The sequence below is a fragment of the Anaeromyxobacter oryzae genome, assembly GCF_023169945.1.
Taxonomy (GTDB): Bacteria; Myxococcota; Myxococcia; order Myxococcales; family Anaeromyxobacteraceae; genus Anaeromyxobacter; species Anaeromyxobacter oryzae.
The window spans coordinates 807,769-829,442 of record NZ_AP025591.1 but is presented as its reverse complement, the minus strand read 5'-3'; the positions used below and the strand labels follow the sequence as shown (position 1 = coordinate 829,442).

Below are 21,674 nucleotides of genomic sequence, written 5' to 3'. Positions count from 1 at the left end.
GGCGGCGCGGCGGGTGGCTGCGTCACGCCCCGGCGGCACGGGGCTCCGCGGCAGGCGCCCCGGCGCGCGCTGCCGCCACGGCGCGGTACACCCGGAGCGTGGCCGCGGCGCACGCGTCCCAGGTGAGCCCGCGCGCGCGCGCCCGGGCGAGCGTGGCGCGGGCGCGCGCCGCGGTGGGATCGTCGAGCGTCGCCGCGATCGCCGCCGCGAATGCGTCCGGGTCGGACGGATCCGCGTAGGCGACGGCGGGCCCGCCCACCTCCCGGTGGGCGGCGATGTCGCTCGCGACGGCCGGCACGCCCGCGGCCATCGCCTCGGCGAGCGCCAGGCCGAAGCCCTCGAGCCGCGACGGCTGGACGAAGCACGCGGCGGCCGCGTACAGCGCGGGGAGCGCCTCGTCCGGCACCGGGCCCGCGATGCGGACGTGCGGGACGAGATCGGAGTGCGGCGGCGGCGCGGCCCAGCCCCGGCGGCCGGCGATCACGAGCTCGAGCTCGCGGCCGTCCCGGCGGAGCCGCCGGAAGGCCTCCACCAGCACCGGCAGGTTCTTCCGCGGCTCGACCGTGCCGACGGCGAGCAGGTACGGTCGCATCGGTCGCGCCGCGTGCGCCTCGAAGAAGCGCCCGTCCACGCCGTTGGGCGTGACGTGGATCCGGCCGGGCGCGAGCCCGAGCGCGTCGGCGAGGTCCCGGCGCGACGCCTCCGAGACGGTCAGGATGGCCGCGGCGCGCGCGAGGGCCTGCGGGTAGAGCGGCCGGTAGTAGAGGCGCATCCCCGCGCTCGTCGCCTCGGGGTGGAGCCAGGGCGTCGCGTCGTGCACCGTCAGGATCGCCGGCCCGCGCCAGAGCACCGGCGTCGGGAACGCGAGCGTGTGGAGCACGTCCACGTGCGCGCGGCGCGCCGCGAGCGGCAGCCAGGCCTGATCCACCGGCACGCGCGCGGTGAAGGGCGCGACGATCCGCCGGAACGGCAGCGCGCGCACCGCCGCAGGCGCGTCCGGCCGGACGAAGACGACGAGGTCCGGCCGCGGGTCCGCGCGGGCGAGTGCCGTGAGCAGCGAGAGCGCGTGACGCTCGACCCCCGTCAGGCGATCCGGGCGCAGCAGGGTCGCGTCGATGCCGATGCGCACCGCGTCCCCGCCGCTCACGTGCGCGCGCGGACCCCTGCGCCGCGCGCCGCGGCGAGGAGCCCCGCCTCGGCGCGGGCGAGCGCGACGAGCGCGCCGCCGAGGACCCGCTTCGCGCGGGCGTGGAGTCGCGGCACGGTCCGCTTCGCGGCGTCGTTCACCGCGTCCGCCGCGCGGTGCCGGAGCGGTGGCACGACGGGTTCCGCGAGCCGGAGCCGCACGACCGCGGCGCGCCGGGCCGCATCACGGAGCGCGGGCGCCCAGCGACGCACGATCCCGTCGAGCTGGTCGGCGAGCCGGTACCGGAGCGGCGTCTCGAGGGCGTCCGCGCCGGGCGCGGGGCCGGGGCCGAAGAGGCCGAGGAGCGCGTAGGCGGAGAGGGCGTCGGCGGCGCGGCGCGAGGCGCGGGCCGCCACCGCCGCGGGCCAGTACAGCGAGCGATCGTCGTAGAGCGCGTCGGGCGCCCGGGCGTCGACCTCGGCCGCCGGGAGCGCCGGCGCGATGGCGCCGCCCGCGGCGGTCCCGAAGTTGTCGTCGTGGCGCCACGCGCCGAGGAGGCGCGCCTCCTCGGGCGACGGGCTCACGAGGAGCCGGACGAGGACGGCCCGGGCGGCGTGCGCGGGGATGGGGCCGTGGGCCGGGCGGGCGAGCCGGAGGTGCTGCGCCTGGAACTGGAGGATGCCCGCGCGGACGGCGGCGCGGCTCCGGTCGCCCTCCGGATCCGGCGCGCGGCGCTCGAGCAGCGGCTCGGGCCGGCCGCCGGCGCCCCGCGCGTAGCCCAGGACGGATCCGACGGGCGGGAGGCAGAGCTGCTCCAGCACCTCCGGGCTCCGCCCGAGGAGCTCCGCGAAGCGGTCGGCGCGACCCGGCGACGCGACGTACCCCGCCGCGACGCCGCCGTCGAGGAGGACGTCCGCGGCGCGCACCGTCGCGGCCAGGTAGAGGCCGACGAGCGGGCGGTCCGCGCGGTCCGCCGCGAGCGCGCGCGCGAGGAGCCGCTGGATGGTGCCGCCCCAGCCGAGGTCCACGCACGCGACCGGTCCCGGGAACGGCGCAGCCTCCGCGAGGTGCGCCCGCAGGAGCGCCCGCTGCTCGGCCAGCTTCGCCTCGATCCGCGCCCGCGCGGCGGGCCGGAGCAGCGCCGCGACCACGGCCGAGACCGCGCCCTCGGACTCGAGCGGCACGTTCGCGCGGCCGGCGAGCCCGACCTCCCCGGGCGCCACGCCGAAGGTGGCGCACAGCTCCGCCGCGGTGGGTCGCACGCGGCGGACGAGCGCGTCGCGGATCGCGGCCTCGTCCAGGCACGGGATCGCCGCCCGGAACGCCGACTGCCGGGAGATCCACAGCGGCGTGCACCGCCGCCGCTCGCCGCGCGCCGCGAGGGTCCGCGCGACGAGCTCCGAGAGGAACGCCCCCTCGCGCATGAAGAACACCGCGCCCGCGCAGCGGTGGGCGGCGAGCCGATCCGCGACCCAGTCCGCGAACCCGGTGAAGACCGGCCCGAACACCGTCGCGCCGAGGCGGTACGCGTCCGCCAGGTCCGCGGGCACCGCCACGGCCGTGGCCCGCACGCCGGCGCGCGCCCGGAGCCACGCGAGCCCGCCGTCCGGCGCGGGGCTCTCGAGGGTGAGCGCGTCCTCCCGCGCGCGGGCGTGCCGGAGGGCATCGTCCGCCTGCGGGAGGTGGAAGGCGCGGAGCCCGGCGCGCGCGGCGCCGAGCACGTCCGCCTCGTAGCTGTCGCCGAGGTGCGCGATCCGGCGGGCGGGGACGCCGAGCCGCGCCACCAGGACGTCGAAGAGCCGCTCCGCCTTGCACGTGCCGGCGTCGGACGAGGTGAGGACGAGGTCCGGCGCGAGGGGCGCGCCCGCGGCGCGGAGGATGGCCAGGAGGTCGCCCGCCGCGAGGTAGGAGTCCGAGACGATGGCCACGCGCACCCCGCGGGCCTTCGCGCGCCGCGCGAGGGCGAGCACGGCGGGATCGGGCAGGGCGACGGCGGCCTCGACCTTCACCTCGAGCGCGGCCGCCCGCGCGCGGTGCTCCGGCGCGAGGAGCGCCGCCGGCAGCTCGGCGTAGATCTCGGCGAGGCGGATCTCGGTCCCCCGGCCCGCCGTCCGCGCGCGGACGCGAGCCCGCCGCTCCGCGCCGACGCGGATCGCCACGAACGCCGCGGGATCCACCGCGCGTGGCAGGAGCCCCGCCGCCCGGAGCACCTCTCCCACGCGCAGGAACGCGACCGGCGGCGCCGGCACGGCGCGCCCGCAGAGCGTGTCGAAGAAGTCGAGGGAGAGCACCGCGACGTCGCGCGCCTCGACGAGCGCGAGGAGCGGCGCGAGCCGCGGATCCGCGCGCGGGTCGGCCGGGTCCAGCTCCGGGACGACCTGCGGCTCCAGGGGGGAGCGGGGCGACGGGGTCGGGACGGGGGCGGGCACGAGGGCGGGCATGCGACCGTCCGTTGATGGTGACGCGGGCGGCGGCGGGGAAGGGATCCGATCGGGCAGGTGAACGGGCGGGCGGCCGTGCCCTACGTCCGCGGGGAACCACCATGGCCGACCTCCTCCTGCACTCGCTGTCCACCCTCCAGGAGCCCATCCTCGAGTGGCTCGCCGCGGCCCGCGCCCGGAGCGTGGTCGAGATCGGCGCCGAGGCGGGGCTGTTCACGTCCGGGCTGGCGGCGTACGCGGAGCGCGCGGGCGGCGCGCTCACCTGCATCGACCCCGCGCCCACGGAGGCGCTCCGCGCGGCGGTCGCCGCGCACCCCTCCGCGGTCCTGATCGAGGCCCGCAGCCCGGCGGCGCTCCGCTCGGTCCCGGCCGCGGACGCGTACGTCATCGACGGCGATCACAACTACGCGACCGTTCGCGGCGAGCTCGAGGCCATCGACGCGCGGACCCTCCGCGCGGGCCGGCCCACGCTGGTCCTCCTGCACGACGTCGGCTGGCCGTGCGGGCGGCGCGACTTCTACTACGCCCCGGCCGCGCTCCCGCCGGGCGCGGTCCACCCGCACGCGTTCGACCGCGGCGTCGTCCCCGGCGACGCGGGCACGGTGGCGGGGGGCTTCCGCGGCGAAGGGGCCTTCGCGGTGGCGCTCCGGGAGGGCGGCCCGCGGAACGGCGTGCGGACCGCGATCGACGACTTCCTCGCCGGGCGCGACGACCTCGCCTTCGCGGCGGTCCCGTCGGTGTTCGGCGTCGGCGTGCTCTGGCCGCGGGCCGCGCCCTGGGCGGCCGAGCTCGAGGTGCGGCTCGCCCCGTGGCGCGACCACCCCGTGCTCGCGCGCCTGGAGGAGAACCGCGTCGCGCTCTACGTCCGCGTGCTCGCGCTGCAGGATCACGCCGCCGCGCTCGAGGCGGCGCGTCAGGGCGCCGAGCGTCGCGCCGCCGCGGCCGAGGCGCACGCGGCCGCCGAGGCCCGGGCCCGGGCCGCCGCGGAGGCGGAGGCCGCCGCGATGCGCGCGACGCTCGCGTGGCGGCTCGCGGAGGGATCCCGCGCGGTCCGGAACCGGCTCGCGCCGCGCGGGACGCTCCTCCGGCGCACGCTCGACGCCGGCGCCGACGTCGCCCGCTCCGTGCTGGCCGGGCGCGGGCGCTGAGGCTCCGAGCGCGGGACACCCGCCGGGCCTCCTGCCCGACCCGCGCCGTGTGCCCACCTTCCAGGCGGCCGGCCCGCGGCGGGGCGGCGAGGGGACATGGGGAGGGAGGGCATCACCCTGGCGGTCGGCACCGAAACGCGGCTCGTCGCGCCCGGCCCCGTCGCCGCGCTGTGGCGGGCGCGCGAGCTGCTCGCCCTCCTCGTCGCGCGGGACCTCAAGGCGCGCTACAAGCGGAGCGTCCTGGGGATGCTCTGGACGCTGCTCGGGCCGCTCCTGCAGATGGCCGTCTACACGCTGGTGTTCTCGGCGATCGTCCGGGTCCGGGTCCCCGCGTACGCGCTCTACGTGCTCTCGGGCCTGCTGCCCTGGGGGCTCGTGTCGAGCGCGACGCTCGCGTCCACCTGGGCGCTGCTCGGGAACCAGCACCTCATCCGCAAGGTCGCGGCCCCGCAGGCGGTCTACCCCCTCTCGCTCGTGGGCGGGAAGGCGCTGGATCTCGTGCTGTCCCTCGCGCCGCTCGCGCTCGTGGCGTGGATCGAGGGCCGGCCGCCCTCGCCGAGCTGGCTCTTCCTGCCCGTCGCCGTCGCGCTCGCGGTGGCGTTCACCGCCGGGCTCTCGCTCGCCGCAGCGTCGCTAACGGTGTTCTTCCGTGACCTCCGCCACCTCGCGGAGATCGGTTTCCAGGTCTGGTTCTACCTGACGCCGGTGCTCTATCCGCCGAGCTTCCTCGCCGCGCTCGATCCCAGGCTCCGGGCCGTCCTCGCCGCGAACCCCGCGGCGCCGCTCCTGCGCTGCTTCCAGGCGCCGATCCACGAGGGCCGCCTCCCGGCGGCGGGCGAGATCGCGGCCGCCGCGGCCGCCGCCGCGCTCTCGCTCGGCGCCGGCCTCGCGGCGTTCGTCCGCGCCGAGGATCGGCACCTCCACTGGTTCTAGCCGTGCGCGGCGCGATCCATCTAGAGCGGGTGTCGATGCGGTACTGGCTGCGCCACGAGCGCGTCGACACGCTCAAGGAGGCCCTCCTCGGGCGGTTCCGGCACCTGCGCGCGAAGGAGCCGCTCTGGGCCCTGCGGGACGTGTCGTTCCGGGTCGCGCCCGGCGAGGCGGTCGGCGTCGTGGGCCACAACGGGTCGGGGAAGTCGACCTTGCTCCAGCTCGCTGCGGGCGTGCTCCGGCCGACGGAGGGGCGGGTCGCGGTGGAGGGGCGAGTCGCGCCGCTCATCGAGCTCGGGGCCGGCTTCGACCCGGAGCTGTCCGGACGCGACAACGTGTTCCTGAACGGCGCGCTGCTCGGCTTCTCCCGGCGCGAAATGGCACGGCGGCTCGACCGCATCGTCGCGTTCGCGGAGCTGGAGCGCTTCATCGACGTGCCGGTGAAGAGCTACAGCTCCGGCATGTACGCGCGGCTCGGCTTCGCCATCGCGTCGGACGTGGACGCGGACGTGCTCCTCGTCGACGAGGTGCTCTCGGTCGGGGACGAGCGGTTCCAGGAGCGCTGTCTCGAGCGGATCGGGCGGCTCCGGCGCGCGGGGACGACGGTGCTGCTCGTCTCGCACGATCTCGCGCTGGTCGCGGCGCTCTGCGATCGGGCGATCCTGCTCCACGGCGGTGCGGTCGCGCTCGACGGACCGCCCGCGGCTGCGGTCGCCCGCTACCGGGCGCTCCAGGGCGCTCCGGCGGCCGGCACCGCCGCCGGGTAGGCCGCGTTTCCGCCCCGGCCGCCGAGGCGCGCCGCGAGCGCGCCCGCCGCGAGCCGGAGGCCATCGCGGGCGGCGCGGAGCTGCGCCGCGGCGTGGGCGGGGCGGCGCCGGAGGAGCTCGCGCGGGCACGCGAGCGCGACGCGGAGCGCGGCGAGCGCGGGGACGGCGATCAGGGCCGCCGCGAGCGGCATGTGGCGCGCGGCGAGCAGGAGGTGGTTCCGGCCGAGCAGGTAGCGCTGGAGCGGCGAGCCCGCGCCGGTGGTCCGCGCGTAGCCGTGGACGCCGCGCGCCGCCGCGACGAAGCGGCAGCCGATCCCGGCTCGCGCGGCGCGCAGCGAGAGGTCGGCATCCTCGCAGTAGGCGAAGTAGGCCGGGTCGAGGAGGCCGATGGCGCGGAGGGTCGCGGCGCGCAGGAGGAGGGCGCCGCCGGTCACGCCGGGGACGGGGCCGTCGCCGCGCGCGAGCCGCGCGAGCGGGACGCCGAAGTCGCGATCCTTTCCGCGGAGGACCCGGTCCAGCACGAGCCCCGTGGAGTTCACGCGCCCCGGATCGTCGGCGAAGACGAGGAGCCCGTTCCAGAGGCCGCACGCCGGGTGGCGGTCCGCGTCGTCCCGGACGCGCGCGAGCCAGTCCGGCGCGAGCAGCACGTCGGTGTTCACGAGGGCGACGAAGCGGGCGCCGGCGAGCAGCGCCCGGCGCATCCCGGCGTTCGCGCCGGCGGCGAAGCCGGTGTTCTCGCCGAGGCCGAGCCACTCGACCCACGGCCGCGCCGCGACGACGGCCGCGCTCCCGTCCACCGATCCGTTGTCGACGACGATCACGCGCGCCGGGCGGATCTGGGCCCGCAGCGCGTCCAGGCACGCGGGGAGGAGCGCTGCGCCGTTCCAGTTCACGACCACGAAGAAGGTGTCTTCCATGCGCGCGCCGCCGTCGCGACCTTGTGCTCGCCGGCGGGCGCGGGGAACCCCCCCGGCCCCGGGCCGGGGGGGGACTCGCGGGGATCATGCTGAAGGAGCGCGCACGAGCGGTCTCGGCGGGGCTCCGCGCGCTCGATCTCGGGCTCGTCGCGGCGGCGTTCCCGCTCGCCTACGCGGCCCGCGCGAGCGCCGCCCCGGCGCGCCTCCCGGGGCTGCTCCCCGCGGGACGGCACGTCGCCTGGGTCGCGCTCGCGCTCCTCCTCTGGATCGGCGCGGCGGGCCTCGCCGGCGTGTACGGCGCGTACCGGACGCGGTCGCTCCGCGAGGAGCTCGCGCGAGTCGCGCGCGCCGCGGCGGGGCTCGCGGTCGGGCTCATGGCCGCCGGCTGGCTCGCGAAGGGCGACCTGTCGCGCCTGCTGCTCCTCGCATGGCTCGCGCTCGCGCTCGGGCTCCTCGCCGCGAGCCGTGTGGCGCTGCGGACGATCGCGCGCGCGGTCCGGCGCCGCGGCTACAACACGCGGTCGTTCGCGGTCGTCGGCTCGGGGCCGCTCGCGCGCGACCTGCGCCGCCGCTTCCTCGCGCGGCCGGAGTGGGGGTTCAGGTTCGCCGGGTTCGTCCTCGAGGAGGGCGTGGCCCGCCGCGGGCTGCCGGGCCCGGTGCTCGGCCGCGTCCCGGAGATGGCGGATCTCCTCGAGCGCCATGCGCTCGACCTCGTGGTCTTCGCCGTGCCGCGGGAGGGCCTGGCGGACATCGAGGACGCCGTCGCGGCGTGCGAGGAGCAGGGGACGCCGGCGAAGATCGGCCTCGACCTGTTCCCCGGCCTCGAGGCGCCGCTCAGCATCGAGGAGCTGGACGGGATCCCGGTGCTCTCGTACGCCGCCGCGCCGCAGGACGTCCTGAAGCTCGCCGCGAAGCGCGCCTTCGATCTCGCCGTGAGCGCGCTCGGGCTCGTCGTCCTCTCGCCGGCGCTCCTCGCCGCCGCGCTCGCGATCCGGCTCGAGTCGCCGGGGCCGATCCTGTTCCGGCAGCGGCGCGTCGGGCGCGCCGGGCGGACCTTCACGCTCTACAAGTTCCGCTCGATGCGCGCCGGCGCCGAGGGCGAGCGCGCCGCGCTGCTCGCGCTGAACGAGGCGGACGGGCCGGTGTTCAAGCTCCGGCACGACCCCCGCGTCACGCGCGTCGGCCGGGTCCTGCGCCGCACGTCCATCGACGAGCTGCCGCAGCTGTGGAACGTGCTCCGCGGCGAGATGAGCCTCGTCGGCCCGCGGCCGCCGCTCCCGGAGGAGGTCCGCCGGTACGAGCGGTGGCAGCGCCGTCGCCTCTCGGTGAAACCGGGGATCACCTGCACGTGGCAGGTCTCCGGCCGCTCCGACGTCGGGTTCCGGCGCTGGATGGAGCTCGACCTCGCCTACATCGACCGGTGGTCCCTCTGGGAGGACCTCCGCATCGTCCTCCGGACGATCCCGGCCGTCCTCCTCGGCCGGGGCGCGCGGTAGCGCGGGCCCGCGGGCCGGGCGCGGCGCGCGGCGGCCGCGTAAGATGCGCCGGTGCACCCCGAGCTCGAGCGCCGCGTCGCCGAGGCCGCCGCCGTGCTGAGGGCGGGCGGTATCGTCGTCTACCCCACCGAGACCTTCTATGGCCTCGGGGCGCTCTCGAGCGCCGGCGACGCCCTCGACCGGCTCGCGCGCGCGAAGCTGCGGCCGGAGGGGAAGCCGCTCCCGCTCCTCGCGGCCGACCGGGCGCAGGTCCTCGCCGTGGCGACGCTCGAGGGCGCCGCGGCTCGGCTCGCGGACCGGTTCTGGCCCGGCCCGCTCACGCTCGTGCTGCCCGCCCGGCCGGGTCTCCACCCGGCGATCACCGCCGGCGGCGCGACCATCGGGATCCGGGTGCCCGGGAGCGAGCTCGCGCGGGCGCTGGCGGCCGCGGCCGGCGCGCCCCTCGTGTCGACGTCGGCGAACCTCTCCGGAGGACCCCCGCCGGACCGCGTCGAGGCGCTCGATCCCGCGCTCCGGGCGCGGGTGGATCACGTGCTCGACGCGGGGCCGACGCCGGGAGGCCTCGCGAGCACCGTCGTCCTAGTCGAGGGCGAGGCCCTGCGGCTGGTCCGCGCGGGTGCGGTGCCGTTCGAGGACCTCCAGGCCGAGCTCGCGCGCGGCGGGGCGCTCCCGGCGGGGCCGGGAGCGGGGCGCGGCCCGCGACGATGACGCCCCCCCGGCGCCTTGCACCGGACGGGGCCGTGATCTAGGGTCCCAGACCCCATGGCGGACATCGTCCCGTTCCGCGGCATCCGGTACGCAGCCTCGCGGGGGCGGGCCCTCGGGCAGCTGCTGGCGCCGCCGTACGATCTCATCTCGCTCGAGCAGCGGGACGAGCTGCTCCGCCGCAATCCGCACAACATCGTGCATGTCACCGTGGGTGACGATCGTCCCGGCGACTCGCCGACCTCGAACAAGTACACGCGCGCCGGCGAGTACTGGGCGGCGTGGCAGCTCGAGGGCGTGCTCCGCCGGGATCCGGCCCCGGCGTTCTACCCCCTCGAGCAGAGCTTCTGGGCGCCGGACGGCCGGCACGTGAAGCGGCGCGGGTTCATGGCCGCCGTGCGCCTCCACGAGTTCCGCGAGGGGATCATCGTCCCCCACGAGAAGACGCTCACCGCGCCCAAGGCGGATCGCCTCGAGCTGCTCAAGGCCGTGAAGGCGAACCTCTCCCCGCTGTTCGGGCTGTACCGCGACGAGGGCCGCGCCACCGCCCGCGCCATCGACGAGTTCACCACCGGCCACGAGCCCGTCGCCGAGGCGGACTCCGACGACGGCGTGCGCCACCGGCTCTGGCGCGTCGATGCGCCCGAGGCGGTCGCGGCGTTCCGCGCGCTCACCGCGCGCGAGCGGATCGTCATCGCGGACGGGCACCACCGGTACGAGACGTGCCTCGCCTACCGGCGGCTCCTCGACGAGCAGCAGCCGGGGCTCCCGGAGGACGGCGGCCACCACTACGCGCTCTTCTTCCTCTGCCCGATGAGCGATCCGGGCCTCATCCTGTTCCCGACGCACCGGCTCATCTATGGCCTCCGCGACTTCTCCGCGGCGGCGTTCGTGCAGGCGCTCTCCCGGTTCTTCACGGTGGACACCCTCCCCGAGGACATCCGGCGCCCCGCCGGCCGGGCCTGGGCCGTGTCGAAGCTCGCGGAGCACGCCGGGAAGTCCACCGCGTTCCTCATGGTGACGCACGAGGACCAGAAGGCGCGCGTGCTCACGCTGCGCGACGACGCCGACCTCGAGGCGGCCGAGCTCCCCCGGAACGAGACGCTCCGGGCGCTCGACGTGACCGTGCTCCACGGCGCGGTCCTCCAGCACCTGCTGGGCCTGTCGCCCCGCGCCATCGAGGCGCAGGAGAACGTCACGTACGTCCGCGACGCCGGCGAGGCGGTGAACCGCGTCCTCTCCGGCGAGCACCCGGTCGGCTTCCTGCTGAACCCCACGCCGATGTGGCAGGTGGAGGCGGTGGGGGAGATGGGGGAGACGATGCCGCAGAAGAGCACGTACTTCTACCCGCGGCTCCAGTCCGGGCTCGTGATGCGCGACGTGAACCCGCGCGACGTCCCCTAGCGGGCGTCCGGCCGCCCCGGCGCCGGGAGGGCGCCGCGCCGGAACCTTCAAAGTCTCGCCCGAGTGCGCTAGAAAACCGCCATGCCCTTCCCCCAGATCCGCCCCCGCCGCATGCGCCGCACCGAGGTCCTCCGGAGCCTGGTGCGCGAGACGCACCTCGCCCCCGACGATCTCGTGTGGCCGCTCTTCGCGGTCCCCGGCCAGCGCGTGCGGAACGCGGTGAAGAGCATGCCGGGCGTCTTCCAGCTCTCGGTCGACGAGCTGGTCGCCGAGGCGCAGGAGGGCTACGAGGCGGGCGTCCGGTCGGTGATCCTGTTCGGGATCCCGGAGCGGAAGGACGCGCAGGGCACCGAGGCCTACGCCGAGGACGGCATCATCCCGCGGGCGATCCGGGCGCTGAAGGAGCAGGTGCCGGGCATGGTCGTCATGACCGACGTCTGCATGTGCGAGTACACGGACCACGGCCACTGCGGCATCCTCAAGGCGCCGAAGGCCGGTGGGCCCGGGCAGGACCTCCAGGTCGACAACGACGCCACGCTCCCCCTCCTCGCGAAGGAGGCGCTCGCGCACGCGAAGGCGGGCGCGGACATCGTCGCGCCGTCGGACATGATGGACGGCCGCGTCGCGGCCATCCGCACGCTCCTCGACGGCCACGGCTACCAGGACGTGCCGATCCTCTCGTACGCGGCGAAGTTCGCGGGCGCCTTCTACGGCCCGTTCCGGGACGCGGCGGAGAGCGCCCCGCAGCCGGGCCCGGGCATCCCGAAGGATCGCAAGGGCTACCAGATGGATCCCGCGAACTGGCGGGAGGCGCTCCGCGAGGTCGAGCTCGACCTCGAGGAGGGCGCGGACATGGTGATGGTGAAGCCGGCCGTCCCGTACCTCGACATCCTCCGGCTCATCCGCGACCGGGTCGACGTGCCGACCGCCGCGTACCACGTGTCCGGCGAGTACGCGATGATCAAGGCGGCCGCCGAGCGCGGGTGGATCGACGAGGACCGCGTCGTCCTCGAGACGCTCCTCTGCTGCCGCCGCGCCGGCGCCGACCTCGTGCTCACGTACTACGCGAAGCACGCCGCCCAGCTCCTCTCGGGGAAGAAGCGTTGAGCTCCGGGGGCGCGCCCGCACCGGCCTACAAGGTCGTGGAGGTCTCGCCCGTCGCGGACGAGACCCTGGAGCGCGCCCTGAACGAGTGGACGGGGCAGGGGTTCGCCTTCGAGTCGCTGCACTTCGTGATGCGGGAGGGCTCGCACCGGCCGGCCCTCGCATACCTCTTCTTCGTGCGCGGCGAGCCGCCGGGCGGGACGACCGCCCGCGCGGCGAGCGCGGGGCGGGCCTAGAGCGATGCGCGACGCGCGGCCGGAGGGCAGCCCGTACCCGAAGGCGGACCTGACGCTCCGCGCGCTCGCGCGCCTCGTCGACTTCACCATCGCGTTCGCGCTCGCGCAGATCTACCAGCTCGGGCCGATCCTCGCGGCGATGTACCTGCTCGTCGCGGACGGCCTCTTCCAGGGTCAGTCCATCGGGAAGAAGATCTTCGGCGTCCGCGCCGTCGTCGTGCCGCGCCGCGCGCCGGCTGCGTACTACGAGTCGATGCTGCGGAACGCGTCCTTCGCGCTCGTCGCGGTGTTCTGGTCCGTGCCGCTCCTCTGGCCCGTGCTGTTCGTGGCCGGCGTGCCGATCGTGGCGTTCGAGGCGTACATGATCTTCACCGACCGGCTGGGCATCCGGATCGGCGACATCTTCGCGGACACCCAGGTCGTCGACGCGAAGGTGCTGGCGAAGGAGGACGCGGTGTCCCCGAACCTCACGCCCGTCGCGCCGGCGCCCCCGCCGCCGACGGCGAGCGCCACGGGCGCCCACCGCGCCCGCGCGGCTGCATGAAGCCCCCACCAGCTTCAGACCCGAAGGACGAGGCCTTGCCCGCCTAGCGGGACGGCCGAGGTGTGCCCGAGATGCGCATCGCCCTCACCCACAACCTGCGGCTCTCCGACTCCGAGGACGAGGCCGAGTTCGACTCCCGCGAGACCGTCGACGCGCTCGCCGGCGCGATCGAGCGCCTCGGGCACCGGGTGGAGCGCATCGAGGTGTCCGGGCCCGCCTCCCGCACCGTGGCGCGCCTCGAGGCGTTCGGCCCGGACCTCATCTTCAACACGGCCGAGGGCCGCCGCGGGCGCTTCCGCGAGGCCTTCTTCCCCGCGCTCTTCGACGAGCTCGGCATGCCGTACACCGGCTCGGACGCCTACGCGCTCGCGCTCACCCTCGACAAGCAGCTCACGAAGCTCGTCCTCGCGCAGCACGGCGTGCCGACGCCGCGGTGGCAGTACCTCGAGGACGCGCGCCAGCTTCAGGTGAACGCGCTCCGCTACCCCGTCATCGTGAAGCCGAACTTCGAGGGGAGCTCGAAGGGCATCACGCAGGACTCGGTCGTGGAGGACCCGCTCCGGCTCCACGAGGTGGTGGACGAGGCGCTCCGGCGGTATCCGGCGGGCCTGCTCGTCGAGGAGTACGTCGTCGGCCGGGACGTCACGGTGCCGTACCTGGAGGCTGCCGCGCCGGACCGGAAGGGCGTCCTCCAGCCCGTCGAGTACGTGATCGACGAGGCCGCCTCCGCGACGCGCCGCTACGCGATCTACGACTACGAGCTCAAGACGAAGCTCGACCGCTACGTCAGCGTCCGCGCCCCGGCGAAGGTCCGGCGGCACCAGGCCGAGCGGATCCAGCAGATCTGCGAGACGGTGTACCGGCAGCTCGGGATCCGCGACCTCGGCCGGATCGACCTCCGGCTCGGCGACGACGGGCACGTCTACTTCCTCGAGATCAACGCGCTCCCCTCGCTCGAGCCCGGCGCAGGCATCTACGCCGCGGCCGCGCTCGAGGGCCTCCACGCGGACGCGGTGCTCGGGGCGGTGATCCGGAGCGCCGTCGAGCGCTGGGGCATCGCCGACAAGAACGCGCGCCGCGGCCGGCCGCGCCGCACCGAGCGGCTCAAGGTCGGCTTCTCGTTCAACGTGAAGCGCGTCACTCCGGATCCCGCCGGCGAGCAGGACGACGAGGCCGAGTACGACTCGCCGAAGACGCTCCAGGCGATCCGCGAGGCCATCGCGAGCTGGGGCCACGAGGTCGTCGACCTCGAGGCGACGCAGGACCTCCCGGTCGTGCTCGCCTCGACGCCGGTCGACGTGGTGTTCAACATCGCCGAGGGCTTCAAGGGCCGGAGCCGCGAGGCGCAGGTGCCGTCGCTCCTCGAGCTGCTCGACATCCCCTACACCGGGTCGGATCCGGCGGCGCTCTCGGTCTCCCTCGACAAGGCGCTCGCGAAGCGGATGGTCCGCACGCACGGGATCCTCACCCCGGACTACGCCGTGCTCCACACCGGCAAGGAGCGGCTCCCGCGCGAGCTGTCGTTCCCGCTGCTCGTGAAGCCGGTCGCGGAGGGGACGAGCAAGGGCGTCACGAAGAAGTCCATCGTCCGCGACGAGGTCGAGCTCCGCGAAGTCGCCCGGGAGCTCATCTCCAAGTACCGCCAGCCGGCGCTCGTGGAGAGCTACATCGCAGGCCGCGAGTTCACGGTCGGCCTGCTCGGCGAGCGGCGCCCGCGCGTCCTCCCGCCCATGGAGATCGTGTTCCTCGACGCGAGCGACCCGACGCCGATCTACTCGTTCGACATGAAGCAGGACTGGAGCGAGAAGATCCGCTACGAGGTGCCCGCGAAGCTCTCCGCGAAGGAGCTCGACCGGCTCGAGAAGGCGGCGCGCGAGTGCTTCACGGCTCTCGGCTGCCGCGACGTGGCACGCCTCGACTTCCGGATGGACGCCGACGGCCGGATCTTCTTCATCGAGTGCAACCCGCTCCCCGGCCTCGCCCCGGGCTGGTCCGACCTCGTGCTCATCGCCCAGGCCGCCGGGATCGAGTACCGCGGGCTCATCGGCGAGATCCTCTCGTTCGCGATCCGCCGCTACCAGGAGCGGGAGCGGGAGCGCGAGCGCGCCCGGCGCGCCCAGGCCGCCGCGGAGCGCGAGTCGGCCCAGGCGCATGGGGCTGCGCCGACGCACGCCGGCGGCCACGCGGCTGCGGGCGGCAGCGGGACCGGGACGGCCGCCGGCAACGGCGCCGCCAGCGGGAACGCGACCGATCGCCTGAAGCCCGAGGCCTGAACGCCGAGGCCGCGGGCCCGGAGGCCCCGAGCGGCCCGCCGGGGACGCCCGACGGCGCGCTTTTCCCGCTTCGCCGGCGCCCCGCTCCGGGCTAAACGTCTGTCATGCCCGAGATCGCCGCACCCCCGCCCGGCCGCTGTCGCGCGCGCGAGCTCGGCATCTCGCTCGGCCGGTTCAAGCCGGGGAAGTGGAACGCGATCACCGACGTCGCCGGCGTCCGGGTCGGGCACTCCACGATCATCCGGGGCGCGGGCGCCCTCAAGGTCGGGAAGGGCCCGGTCCGGACCGGCGTCACCGCGATCCTCCCGAACACCACCAACATCTTCGAGGAGCGCGTCGTCGGCGGCGGCTTCGTGCTGAACGGTGCGGGCGAGGTCTCCGGGATGACGCAGCTCCTCGAGTGGGGGCTCGTCGAGACGCCGATCTTCCTCACCAACACGCTCTCGGTCGGCGCCGTCTCGGACGCCGCCGTGAAGTGGATGGTCGAGCGCTACCCCGGGATCGGCGGCGAGCACGACGTCATCATCCCGCTCGTCGGCGAGTGCGACGACTCGTGGCTGAACGACATCGCCGGCCGCCACGTCAAGGACGAGCACGTGTACGAGGCGCTCCGGACGGCGAGCGACGGGCCGGTGGCGGAGGGAAACGTCGGCGGCGGCACCGGGATGATCACCTGCGACTTCAAGGCGGGGATCGGCACGTCGAGCCGGAAGCTCCCCGAGGCCCTCGGCGGCTACACCGTCGGCGTCCTCGTCATGTCCAACTTCGGCGTGATGCGGCAGCTCCGCGTCGGCGGGCTGCCCGTCGGCGAGGTGCTCGACGCGCGCTACCAGGGCGTGCAGCGGCGGTCCAGGAACTACGGCTCGATCATCGCCGTCATCGCGACGGACGCGCCCCTCATCACCCACCAGCTGAACCGCCTCGCGAAGCGTGCCGCGCTCGGCATCGGCCGGGTCGGCTCGTCGGCGATGCACGGCTCCGGCGAGATCATCCTCGCGTTCTCCACCGCGAACCAGGTGCCCCGCGAGACGCGGAAGATGGTCTACCGGATGAAGATCCTCCTCGACCAGCGGCTCGACCCGCTCTACGAGGCGACCATCGAGGCGACCGAGGAGGCGATCCTGAACGCGCTCTGCATGGCGCGCGACCTCGACGGCGTGAACGGCACGGTCTCGAAGGCGCTGCCGCTCGAGGACGTGAGGGAGCTCGTCGCCGCTTGGCAGGAGGAGAGCGCCCGGCAGTCGGCGCAGCCCGCGCCGGCGATGCGGCGCCCTGCGCCGCCCGACGCGGGGAGCCGCGTCCGTGCCGGCGCGCACGCCGCGAAGCCGACCGCCGTCCGCGGCGCCGAGGGTATGCCGCGGCCCTCGCGCCCCCCCGGCGCGGCGGGGACCACGCGCATCGAGCGCCCCGACGTCCGGAGCGACTCGCAGGAGGCGAAGCGCGAGGCGGAGGCGCCCCGGCGCGAGCCCGAGCCCGCGGCGGCGCCCGCCGCGGTCGAGGCGGAGCCACGCCCGGGTGAGGCGGGCGCGCCGAAGCCCGGGACCCCCCGGTCGGACGGCGGCCCGACGAGCGGCTGATCACGCCCCGCCGGCCGGCGCCGTGGTATACAGGCCGCCCCCGAGCCCGGGGCCCTTTCGGAGGAAGCATGGCGAACTCGAAGAGCAAGCACACCCGCATGAAGAGCCGTCGCCGCCAGCAGTGGAAGGCGCGGAAGAAGCGGCAGGCGTCCGCGGCGAAGGCGTCGTCGAAGAAGTAGGGCGGCACACGCCACCGACGAGAACGGCGGGCCCGGTGAGTACCGGAGCCCGCCGTACGCGTTTCCGTCGAGGCCGGCGCGCGCCCGTCAGAACATCACCGACACCCCGAGCTCCGGGCCGCGGAAGTCGAGCACCGGCGCGTCCACGCCGTCGCCCGCGACGTGCACCGTGCGCCAGCCGCCGGTGACCGCGAACGGCCCGGCGCGCAGCGCGAGCGCGACGCGGGTATCGAGCACCGGCACCGGGAGCGGCGTGACCCGCACGTGCCCCTCGAGGCCGATGGGGCCGACGACCCCGAGCTGCCCCGAGACGCCGAGGTCGGGGCCGAAGAGCACCTTCCCCGCCCACGGCGCGCCGGCGGCCGTCGCGCCCGCGCTCGGCAGCGACAGCATCGAGCCGCCCACCTCGAAGCGCACGCGCGCGACCTCGTCCGAGAGCACCGACCAGGTGACGTGGGCGGAGCCCCAGCCGACCGGGTGGTGATCCTGGCCCGGCAGGCCGGTCACGCCGTCCTTGTCGAGGCCGTCGAAGGACGCGTTCATGCCCGCGGAGCGGCCGTCGATGGCGAGCGCGAGACCGAGCGCGCCGCCGTCGGACATCCCGGCTCCGCTCGCGGAGAGGCGGACGTGGAGCTGATCCGGATCGGTCTCGGGGTAGCCGTACTCGGGCGCGTGGCCGGTCGGGTACCGGGGGTAGAGCGGGTAGTAGCCCCAGCCCCATCCCCAGCCGGACCAGAACGGCGCCGGCGCCGCGAACGCGACGCCCGACGCCACGACGCGCCGGGGGTAGGGCGCGGGGACGGGGGCGGCGCGGCCGGGCGCCGGCGCCGCGAGGAGCGCCATCGGGGGCGCGACGGCGACACGCTCGTGAGCACGGGGACGGGAAGGGACGGGGCGCCGGGGCCGGTCCTCGTCGGCGCGCGCGGGCGCGGCGGACGCGACGAGGGCGGCGAGCAGCAGCAGAGCGACGGAGCGCATGGCGTGACCTCCGTGCTCCTGGTTCAGCAAGGGGGGTGCCACCGTCGCGGCGCCGCGGGAATGCCGCGGCCTTCCAGCGGAAACGCGGCGCGGCGCGCGGCGCTCCGCGAGCCTCGGCCGCCCGGTGACGCCGGCCCGCCACAGCGGCGTGAAGAGCGGCCTCGCCTCGCCGTCGCGTGCGGGCATCCGACCGGGAGAACGGTCTTGACGGCTGCGCCGCCCCCGCGTTAATGACTGCCCTCCCGCGCGGCCCCCGAAGGTCCGCTCGGGCGAGAGTGACGGCAAAGCTTTTCGAGGCGGTGCGGGACCGGGTGATCCTCCGGTCCCAGATCATGAAGCGGAAGCTGGACCGTTCCGCGACGCGCAGGGAGCTGGACGACGCCCTGCGGCACCTCGGCGAGCGGTACCGAGCGCTGGTGAAGGCGGGTCGGGTGGAGCTGCCCGGCGAGCTGGAGCGGGCGATGCAGAAGGTCGCGAGCCTCGAGGAGAGACTCGCGGAGCAGGACGGGGAGATCGCGCAGCTGGAGCGCGAGCACCCCGGAGCGACATAGCAGCAAGACGGGCCCGTGGCGCAGCTGGGAGCGCGTCTGAATGGCATTCAGAAGGTCACCGGTTCGATCCCGGTCGGGTCCACAGTGAAGACGGGCGGTCAGGGAAACCTGACCGCCCGTTTCGTTTGCCGGGACTGGGCTGAGATCACTTCATCCAGTAATCAGGACGGCGAGCTTCCCTGTACACGCATCAACCGACGCCACCCGGACGCTCGGAGACGCCGCGAAGCTCGCCATCGAGGACGAGCTTGCGGCCTTGAAGGCCGAGGGCTTCGTCGCTTCGCCTCCCGACCGGCCGACCACGCTCGTTCGCCGGCTCGACGCCTTCGACGGACTCCAGGCCCGCGCACGAGGCTGGTCGGACGGGACGAGGGCGCGAGGCGCAGAGCACGACCTCGCGCCGATGCTGCCGCGTCCCGCAGGAGCGCGGACTGCCCATGTTCGGCGGCTGGATGGGCGCGTCCTCCTCGCCCGCGCCGCTCACGGTCGGTCGCCTCCTGCGGGCGCGGCCGCGGAGGGCCGCTTGCCCACCGTGAACCAGACCGGCGAGGTGGCCCCCGTCGCCCAGAGCGCGTCGTTCCCGGCGCCGGTGATCCCGTCCTCGCGCAGGAAGATGACGTGGATCTCGTCGCGCTGCGCGGTCTGGCGCTGGTAGTAGACTTGGTCGTCCTTGCCGGAGAACGTCGGCCGGCCGACGGAGCCCTGGTTGTCCGGCACCACGACCCCGAGCTTGCCCTGGTCGAAGTCGAGGGCGAGCACCTCCACCGACCCATTCGCCGAGGCGTGATCGAACACGAGCCGGGTGTCGTGGTTCTGCCCGAGCGCCGGGTTGCCGACGCTCTCCCCGATCGGCAGCGGCGCGAGGAGCCGGAACGTCTCGCCGTCGGAGAGCCGCATGAGGCTCAGGTCCCAGTACTCGTAGCGGGCGCCGTTCACCGTCGCCCGGTTCAGCGCGTCGTAGACGAGGAGGTCGCCCCGCACGGTGAACTCCATGACGTCGGCGAACACGACGAGGTCCGGCTCCTCCCCGTCGCTCGTCGTCTGGGTCTTCAGCTCGTACGCGCGGCTCTGCTCCGGGTTCACGAGGTCGAACACGTAGATGAGCCCGTCCTCCTTCGTGCTCGTGGCCGCGAGGCGCGTCACGTTCGCGTTCAGGGCGACGCTCCACCAGCCGCCCTGGGTGCTGAGCGCGACGGGTGTCCCCCCGTCCGACGTCGCGGCGTACACGTTCCCGTCCGCCCCGACCCACGCGAAGACGCTGCCGTCGTCGGAGAAGCTCGGCCTGCCGCCCGGCCCGACCGGCGTCGCGGTGATGTCCTTCGGGCCCGGGTCGAAGCTCGGCGCGACCCGGATGACCCGGCCGGACCCGCTGTCGACGACGGCGAGCCAGGGCGTCCCGGGGTTCTCCGGGAGCGGCGACGTGGGCGGCGTGCCCGCGCCCTCCTGGATCCCGACCGCGTCCATCGCCGACGCGACCGCGCGCTCCTCGGCGGAGCCCGACCCGAAGAGCTCGCCCGCCGACTGGACCGTCGCGAGCCGGAAGTCGACGAACTGCGCCCTGCTGAACAGGTGCTGCGTGAGCGCCCGGTACCAGATCCGCTCCGCCTTCTCGATCCCGATCGCGGTCGCGGCCAGGTAGAACGCGCGGTTCGGGATGCCGCTGTTCACGTGCACGCCGCCGTTGTCGTGTTGCTCGTCCGGAGGCAGGTCCTGGTACTCGCTCATGTGGCCCGGCTGCTTCGAGACGACGTTCGCGCCGCCCGGGTCCTGCATGCTCCTCAGCGCGTCGCCCGGGATGGACGGCGTCGTCACGTCCTCGCCCATGAGCCAGTTCCCGCCGCTCCCCCGCGCGTAGAACTCCGTCGCCGTGCCGAACGCGTCCGCGAAGTGCTCGTTCAGCGCGCCCGACTGCGACTCGTACACCAGCTGCGCCGTGTGCTCGACGACGCCGTGCGTGAGCTCGTGCGCGGTCACGTCGAGCGCTCCGGCGAGGTCGCTGAACTTCTGGCCGTCGCCGTTGCCGAACACCATGAACGCGCCGTTCCAGAACGCGTTCCGGTAGTTCTGCTGGTAGTTCACGACGAGCCTCATCGTGCCGCCCTCGCCGTCGAACGACCTGCGCCCGTGGCGATCGCGGTAGTAGTCGTAGACGATGCCGCCCCAGGTCGCGGCGCTCACGGCGTTTTGGAACGCGCCCCAGCTGGACGGATCCTGCGACTTCACGCAGACGAGGTTCGTGCCGCCGCCGTGCTGCGCGTCGAGCACGACGATGGCCCCCTTCGCCGCGTTGGGCATCTGGCTGCCGGCCGCGTCGTACATGTCCTTGCGCGTGTCGATCATCAGGTAGTCGGGCCCGAGCTGGTACAGGCCGAGGGAGCGGGTCGTGTTCGCGAGGTCGACGCCGGTCCCCGTGGCCGGGCCGTCGTCGCGGACGAGGCTCGCGTCGCGGACGATCGTCCCCGTCGTCGCGTCCACGAAGACCTCGCGCCGGTACGCGAGGTCCGCCGCGACCACCACGCGCCACGCGAGGCGGACGCCGGCGTCGTCCGAAAGGAGGACGAGCGTGGCGCTCTCCTCGGACGCGATCACGCCGTCGCGGATCGCGAGCCTCCCCACCGCCACCTTCGCGGCGCGCGCCGCCGGGACGTCGGGGGCGGCCCTCGCGCCGGTCGGCGTCGGCAGGAGATCCCCGCTGAAGCCGATCACCCTCCCGATCGCGTCGAGCCGCACGACCGCATCGTGCCCCCACACGTCCACCCCGGCGTACCGCTGCTGGAAGCGCACGGCGGTGAACCCCGCGCCGTCGCGCTCGGTCCGGAATGCGACGAGCTCCGCAGCGGGGTCGGCGCTCCGGAGCAGGATCCGGTTCTCCGCGAGGAACGCCCGCGCGGTCGCGGTCACGCCCGCGACGGGCGACCCGCCCGCGCGGAGGTCCGCCCCGGCGATGAACCGCGGCGTGCCGGTCCGCTCGTGGAAGGAGACGTGGAACGCTGGCCCACCCCCGCGCTCCAGGCGCGCCAGCTCGGCAGCGCCGCGAGACGAGGAGAGCGACCGCACGTCCCGCCCGGTCGCGACGGCGAGCGAGCCCGCCACCCCGGCCTCGAGCCGACCGCGGACGTCCGCGAGCCGCGCCTCGCGCTCACCGGCGACGGCCGGCGCGGCGCGCGGCTTCTTCGCGCGGAACGGCGCCGCCGGGTCGCCCCGCCCCGGCACCGGCGCGGGGGCGCCGGCGTGCGTCGAGGCGAGAGGAAGCGCCAACACGAGCAGCAGCAGGCAGGCGCGACGGATCGTCATGGTC

At 75.5% G+C, this 21,674-nt stretch carries 18 protein-coding genes and 1 tRNA gene; 14 read left to right on the top strand and 5 right to left on the bottom strand.

Features of this window, described 5'->3' with window-relative positions; all coding sequences use genetic code 11:
• Positions 1 to 22: 22 nt before the first annotated feature.
• Both AMOR_RS03525 and AMOR_RS03520 read right to left on the bottom strand, forming a co-directional pair.
• Positions 23 to 1,147, bottom strand: a complete 1,125-nt coding sequence (locus AMOR_RS03525) for a glycosyltransferase family 4 protein (protein WP_248358474.1) — start codon at positions 1,145 to 1,147, stop codon at positions 23 to 25.
• A complete protein-coding gene (locus tag AMOR_RS03520) occupies positions 1,144 to 3,567 on the bottom strand; it encodes an HAD family hydrolase (RefSeq protein WP_248358472.1) in 2,424 nt (807 codons plus the stop codon). Before AMOR_RS03520 ends, AMOR_RS03525 begins: the two co-directional genes overlap by 4 nt.
• Positions 3,568 to 3,668: 101 nt before the next feature.
• On the opposite strand from AMOR_RS03520, the gene AMOR_RS03515 reads away from it, so the two are divergent.
• The 3 genes from AMOR_RS03515 to AMOR_RS03505 all read left to right on the top strand — a co-directional run bounded on the left by AMOR_RS03515 (position 3,669) and on the right by AMOR_RS03505 (position 6,412).
• Positions 3,669 to 4,715 (top strand): class I SAM-dependent methyltransferase, encoded by a 1,047-nt coding sequence (locus tag AMOR_RS03515; RefSeq protein ID WP_248358471.1) that lies wholly within the window; start codon positions 3,669 to 3,671, stop codon positions 4,713 to 4,715.
• Between the two features lie 96 nt (positions 4,716 to 4,811).
• A complete protein-coding gene (locus tag AMOR_RS03510) occupies positions 4,812 to 5,648 on the top strand; it encodes an ABC transporter permease (protein WP_248358470.1) in 837 nt (278 codons plus the stop codon).
• A gap of 35 nt (positions 5,649 to 5,683) precedes the next feature.
• Complete coding sequence (locus AMOR_RS03505; RefSeq protein ID WP_248358469.1) at positions 5,684 to 6,412, top strand: ABC transporter ATP-binding protein; 729 nt, start codon at positions 5,684 to 5,686, stop codon at positions 6,410 to 6,412.
• Here AMOR_RS03505 and AMOR_RS03500 read toward each other — a convergent pair.
• Positions 6,364 to 7,329, bottom strand: coding sequence for a glycosyltransferase family 2 protein (locus AMOR_RS03500; protein WP_248358468.1), 966 nt, complete (start codon positions 7,327 to 7,329; stop codon positions 6,364 to 6,366). The two genes, AMOR_RS03505 and AMOR_RS03500, sit on opposite strands and share 49 nt — an antisense overlap.
• Positions 7,330 to 7,415: 86 nt before the next feature.
• Here AMOR_RS03500 and AMOR_RS03495 point away from each other — a divergent pair, with 86 nt between their 5' ends.
• The 9 genes from AMOR_RS03495 (at position 7,416) to AMOR_RS03455 (ending at position 16,847) form a co-directional block, all read left to right on the top strand.
• Positions 7,416 to 8,825 (top strand): sugar transferase, encoded by a 1,410-nt coding sequence (locus AMOR_RS03495; protein WP_248358467.1) that lies wholly within the window; start codon positions 7,416 to 7,418, stop codon positions 8,823 to 8,825.
• Positions 8,826 to 8,876: 51 nt separating this feature from the next.
• Entirely contained in the window at positions 8,877 to 9,533 is a 657-nt protein-coding gene (locus AMOR_RS03490) for an L-threonylcarbamoyladenylate synthase (protein WP_248358466.1), read from the top strand.
• Positions 9,534 to 9,587: 54 nt separating this feature from the next.
• Positions 9,588 to 10,934, top strand: a complete 1,347-nt coding sequence (locus AMOR_RS03485) for a DUF1015 domain-containing protein (RefSeq protein ID WP_248358465.1) — start codon at positions 9,588 to 9,590, stop codon at positions 10,932 to 10,934.
• An 81-nt stretch (positions 10,935 to 11,015) separates the two neighbouring features.
• The gene (gene hemB / locus AMOR_RS03480) at positions 11,016 to 12,041 is read left to right on the top strand and encodes a porphobilinogen synthase (protein WP_248358464.1); all 1,026 of its coding nucleotides are present in this window, start codon (positions 11,016 to 11,018) and stop codon (positions 12,039 to 12,041) included.
• Positions 12,038 to 12,274, top strand: a complete 237-nt coding sequence (locus tag AMOR_RS03475; RefSeq protein WP_248358462.1) for a DUF4177 domain-containing protein — start codon at positions 12,038 to 12,040, stop codon at positions 12,272 to 12,274. The genes hemB and AMOR_RS03475 overlap by 4 nt, the downstream gene beginning before the upstream one ends.
• Before the next feature lie 4 nt (positions 12,275 to 12,278).
• Positions 12,279 to 12,818, top strand: coding sequence for an RDD family protein (locus AMOR_RS03470; RefSeq protein ID WP_248358460.1), 540 nt, complete (start codon positions 12,279 to 12,281; stop codon positions 12,816 to 12,818).
• A 71-nt stretch (positions 12,819 to 12,889) separates the two neighbouring features.
• Positions 12,890 to 15,091, top strand: a complete 2,202-nt coding sequence (locus AMOR_RS03465) for a D-alanine--D-alanine ligase family protein (RefSeq protein ID WP_248358459.1) — start codon at positions 12,890 to 12,892, stop codon at positions 15,089 to 15,091.
• 104 nt (positions 15,092 to 15,195) lie between these two features.
• Positions 15,196 to 16,668, top strand: a complete 1,473-nt coding sequence (locus AMOR_RS03460) for a DmpA family aminopeptidase (protein ID WP_248358458.1) — start codon at positions 15,196 to 15,198, stop codon at positions 16,666 to 16,668.
• A gap of 68 nt (positions 16,669 to 16,736) precedes the next feature.
• Complete coding sequence (locus AMOR_RS03455; RefSeq protein WP_248358457.1) at positions 16,737 to 16,847, top strand: aminopeptidase; 111 nt, start codon at positions 16,737 to 16,739, stop codon at positions 16,845 to 16,847.
• 87 nt (positions 16,848 to 16,934) lie between these two features.
• On the opposite strand, the gene AMOR_RS03450 is transcribed toward AMOR_RS03455, so the two are convergent.
• On the bottom strand, positions 16,935 to 17,825 hold the full coding sequence (locus tag AMOR_RS03450) for a hypothetical protein (RefSeq protein WP_248358456.1): 891 nt from the start codon (positions 17,823 to 17,825) through the stop codon (positions 16,935 to 16,937).
• 275 nt (positions 17,826 to 18,100) lie between these two features.
• Between AMOR_RS03450 and AMOR_RS03445 the strand changes: the two genes are divergently transcribed.
• Together AMOR_RS03445 and AMOR_RS03440 are read left to right on the top strand one after the other, a co-directional pair.
• Positions 18,101 to 18,376: a hypothetical protein gene (locus AMOR_RS03445; RefSeq protein ID WP_248358455.1), complete on the top strand. Its 276-nt coding sequence runs from the start codon at positions 18,101 to 18,103 to the stop codon at positions 18,374 to 18,376.
• 9 nt (positions 18,377 to 18,385) lie between these two features.
• Positions 18,386 to 18,458, top strand: a tRNA-Ala gene (locus tag AMOR_RS03440).
• 398 nt (positions 18,459 to 18,856) lie between these two features.
• Here AMOR_RS03440 and AMOR_RS03435 read toward each other — a convergent pair.
• Positions 18,857 to 21,670: a M4 family metallopeptidase gene (locus AMOR_RS03435; protein ID WP_248358454.1), complete on the bottom strand. Its 2,814-nt coding sequence runs from the start codon at positions 21,668 to 21,670 to the stop codon at positions 18,857 to 18,859.
• Between the last annotated feature and the right edge of the window lie 4 nt (positions 21,671 to 21,674).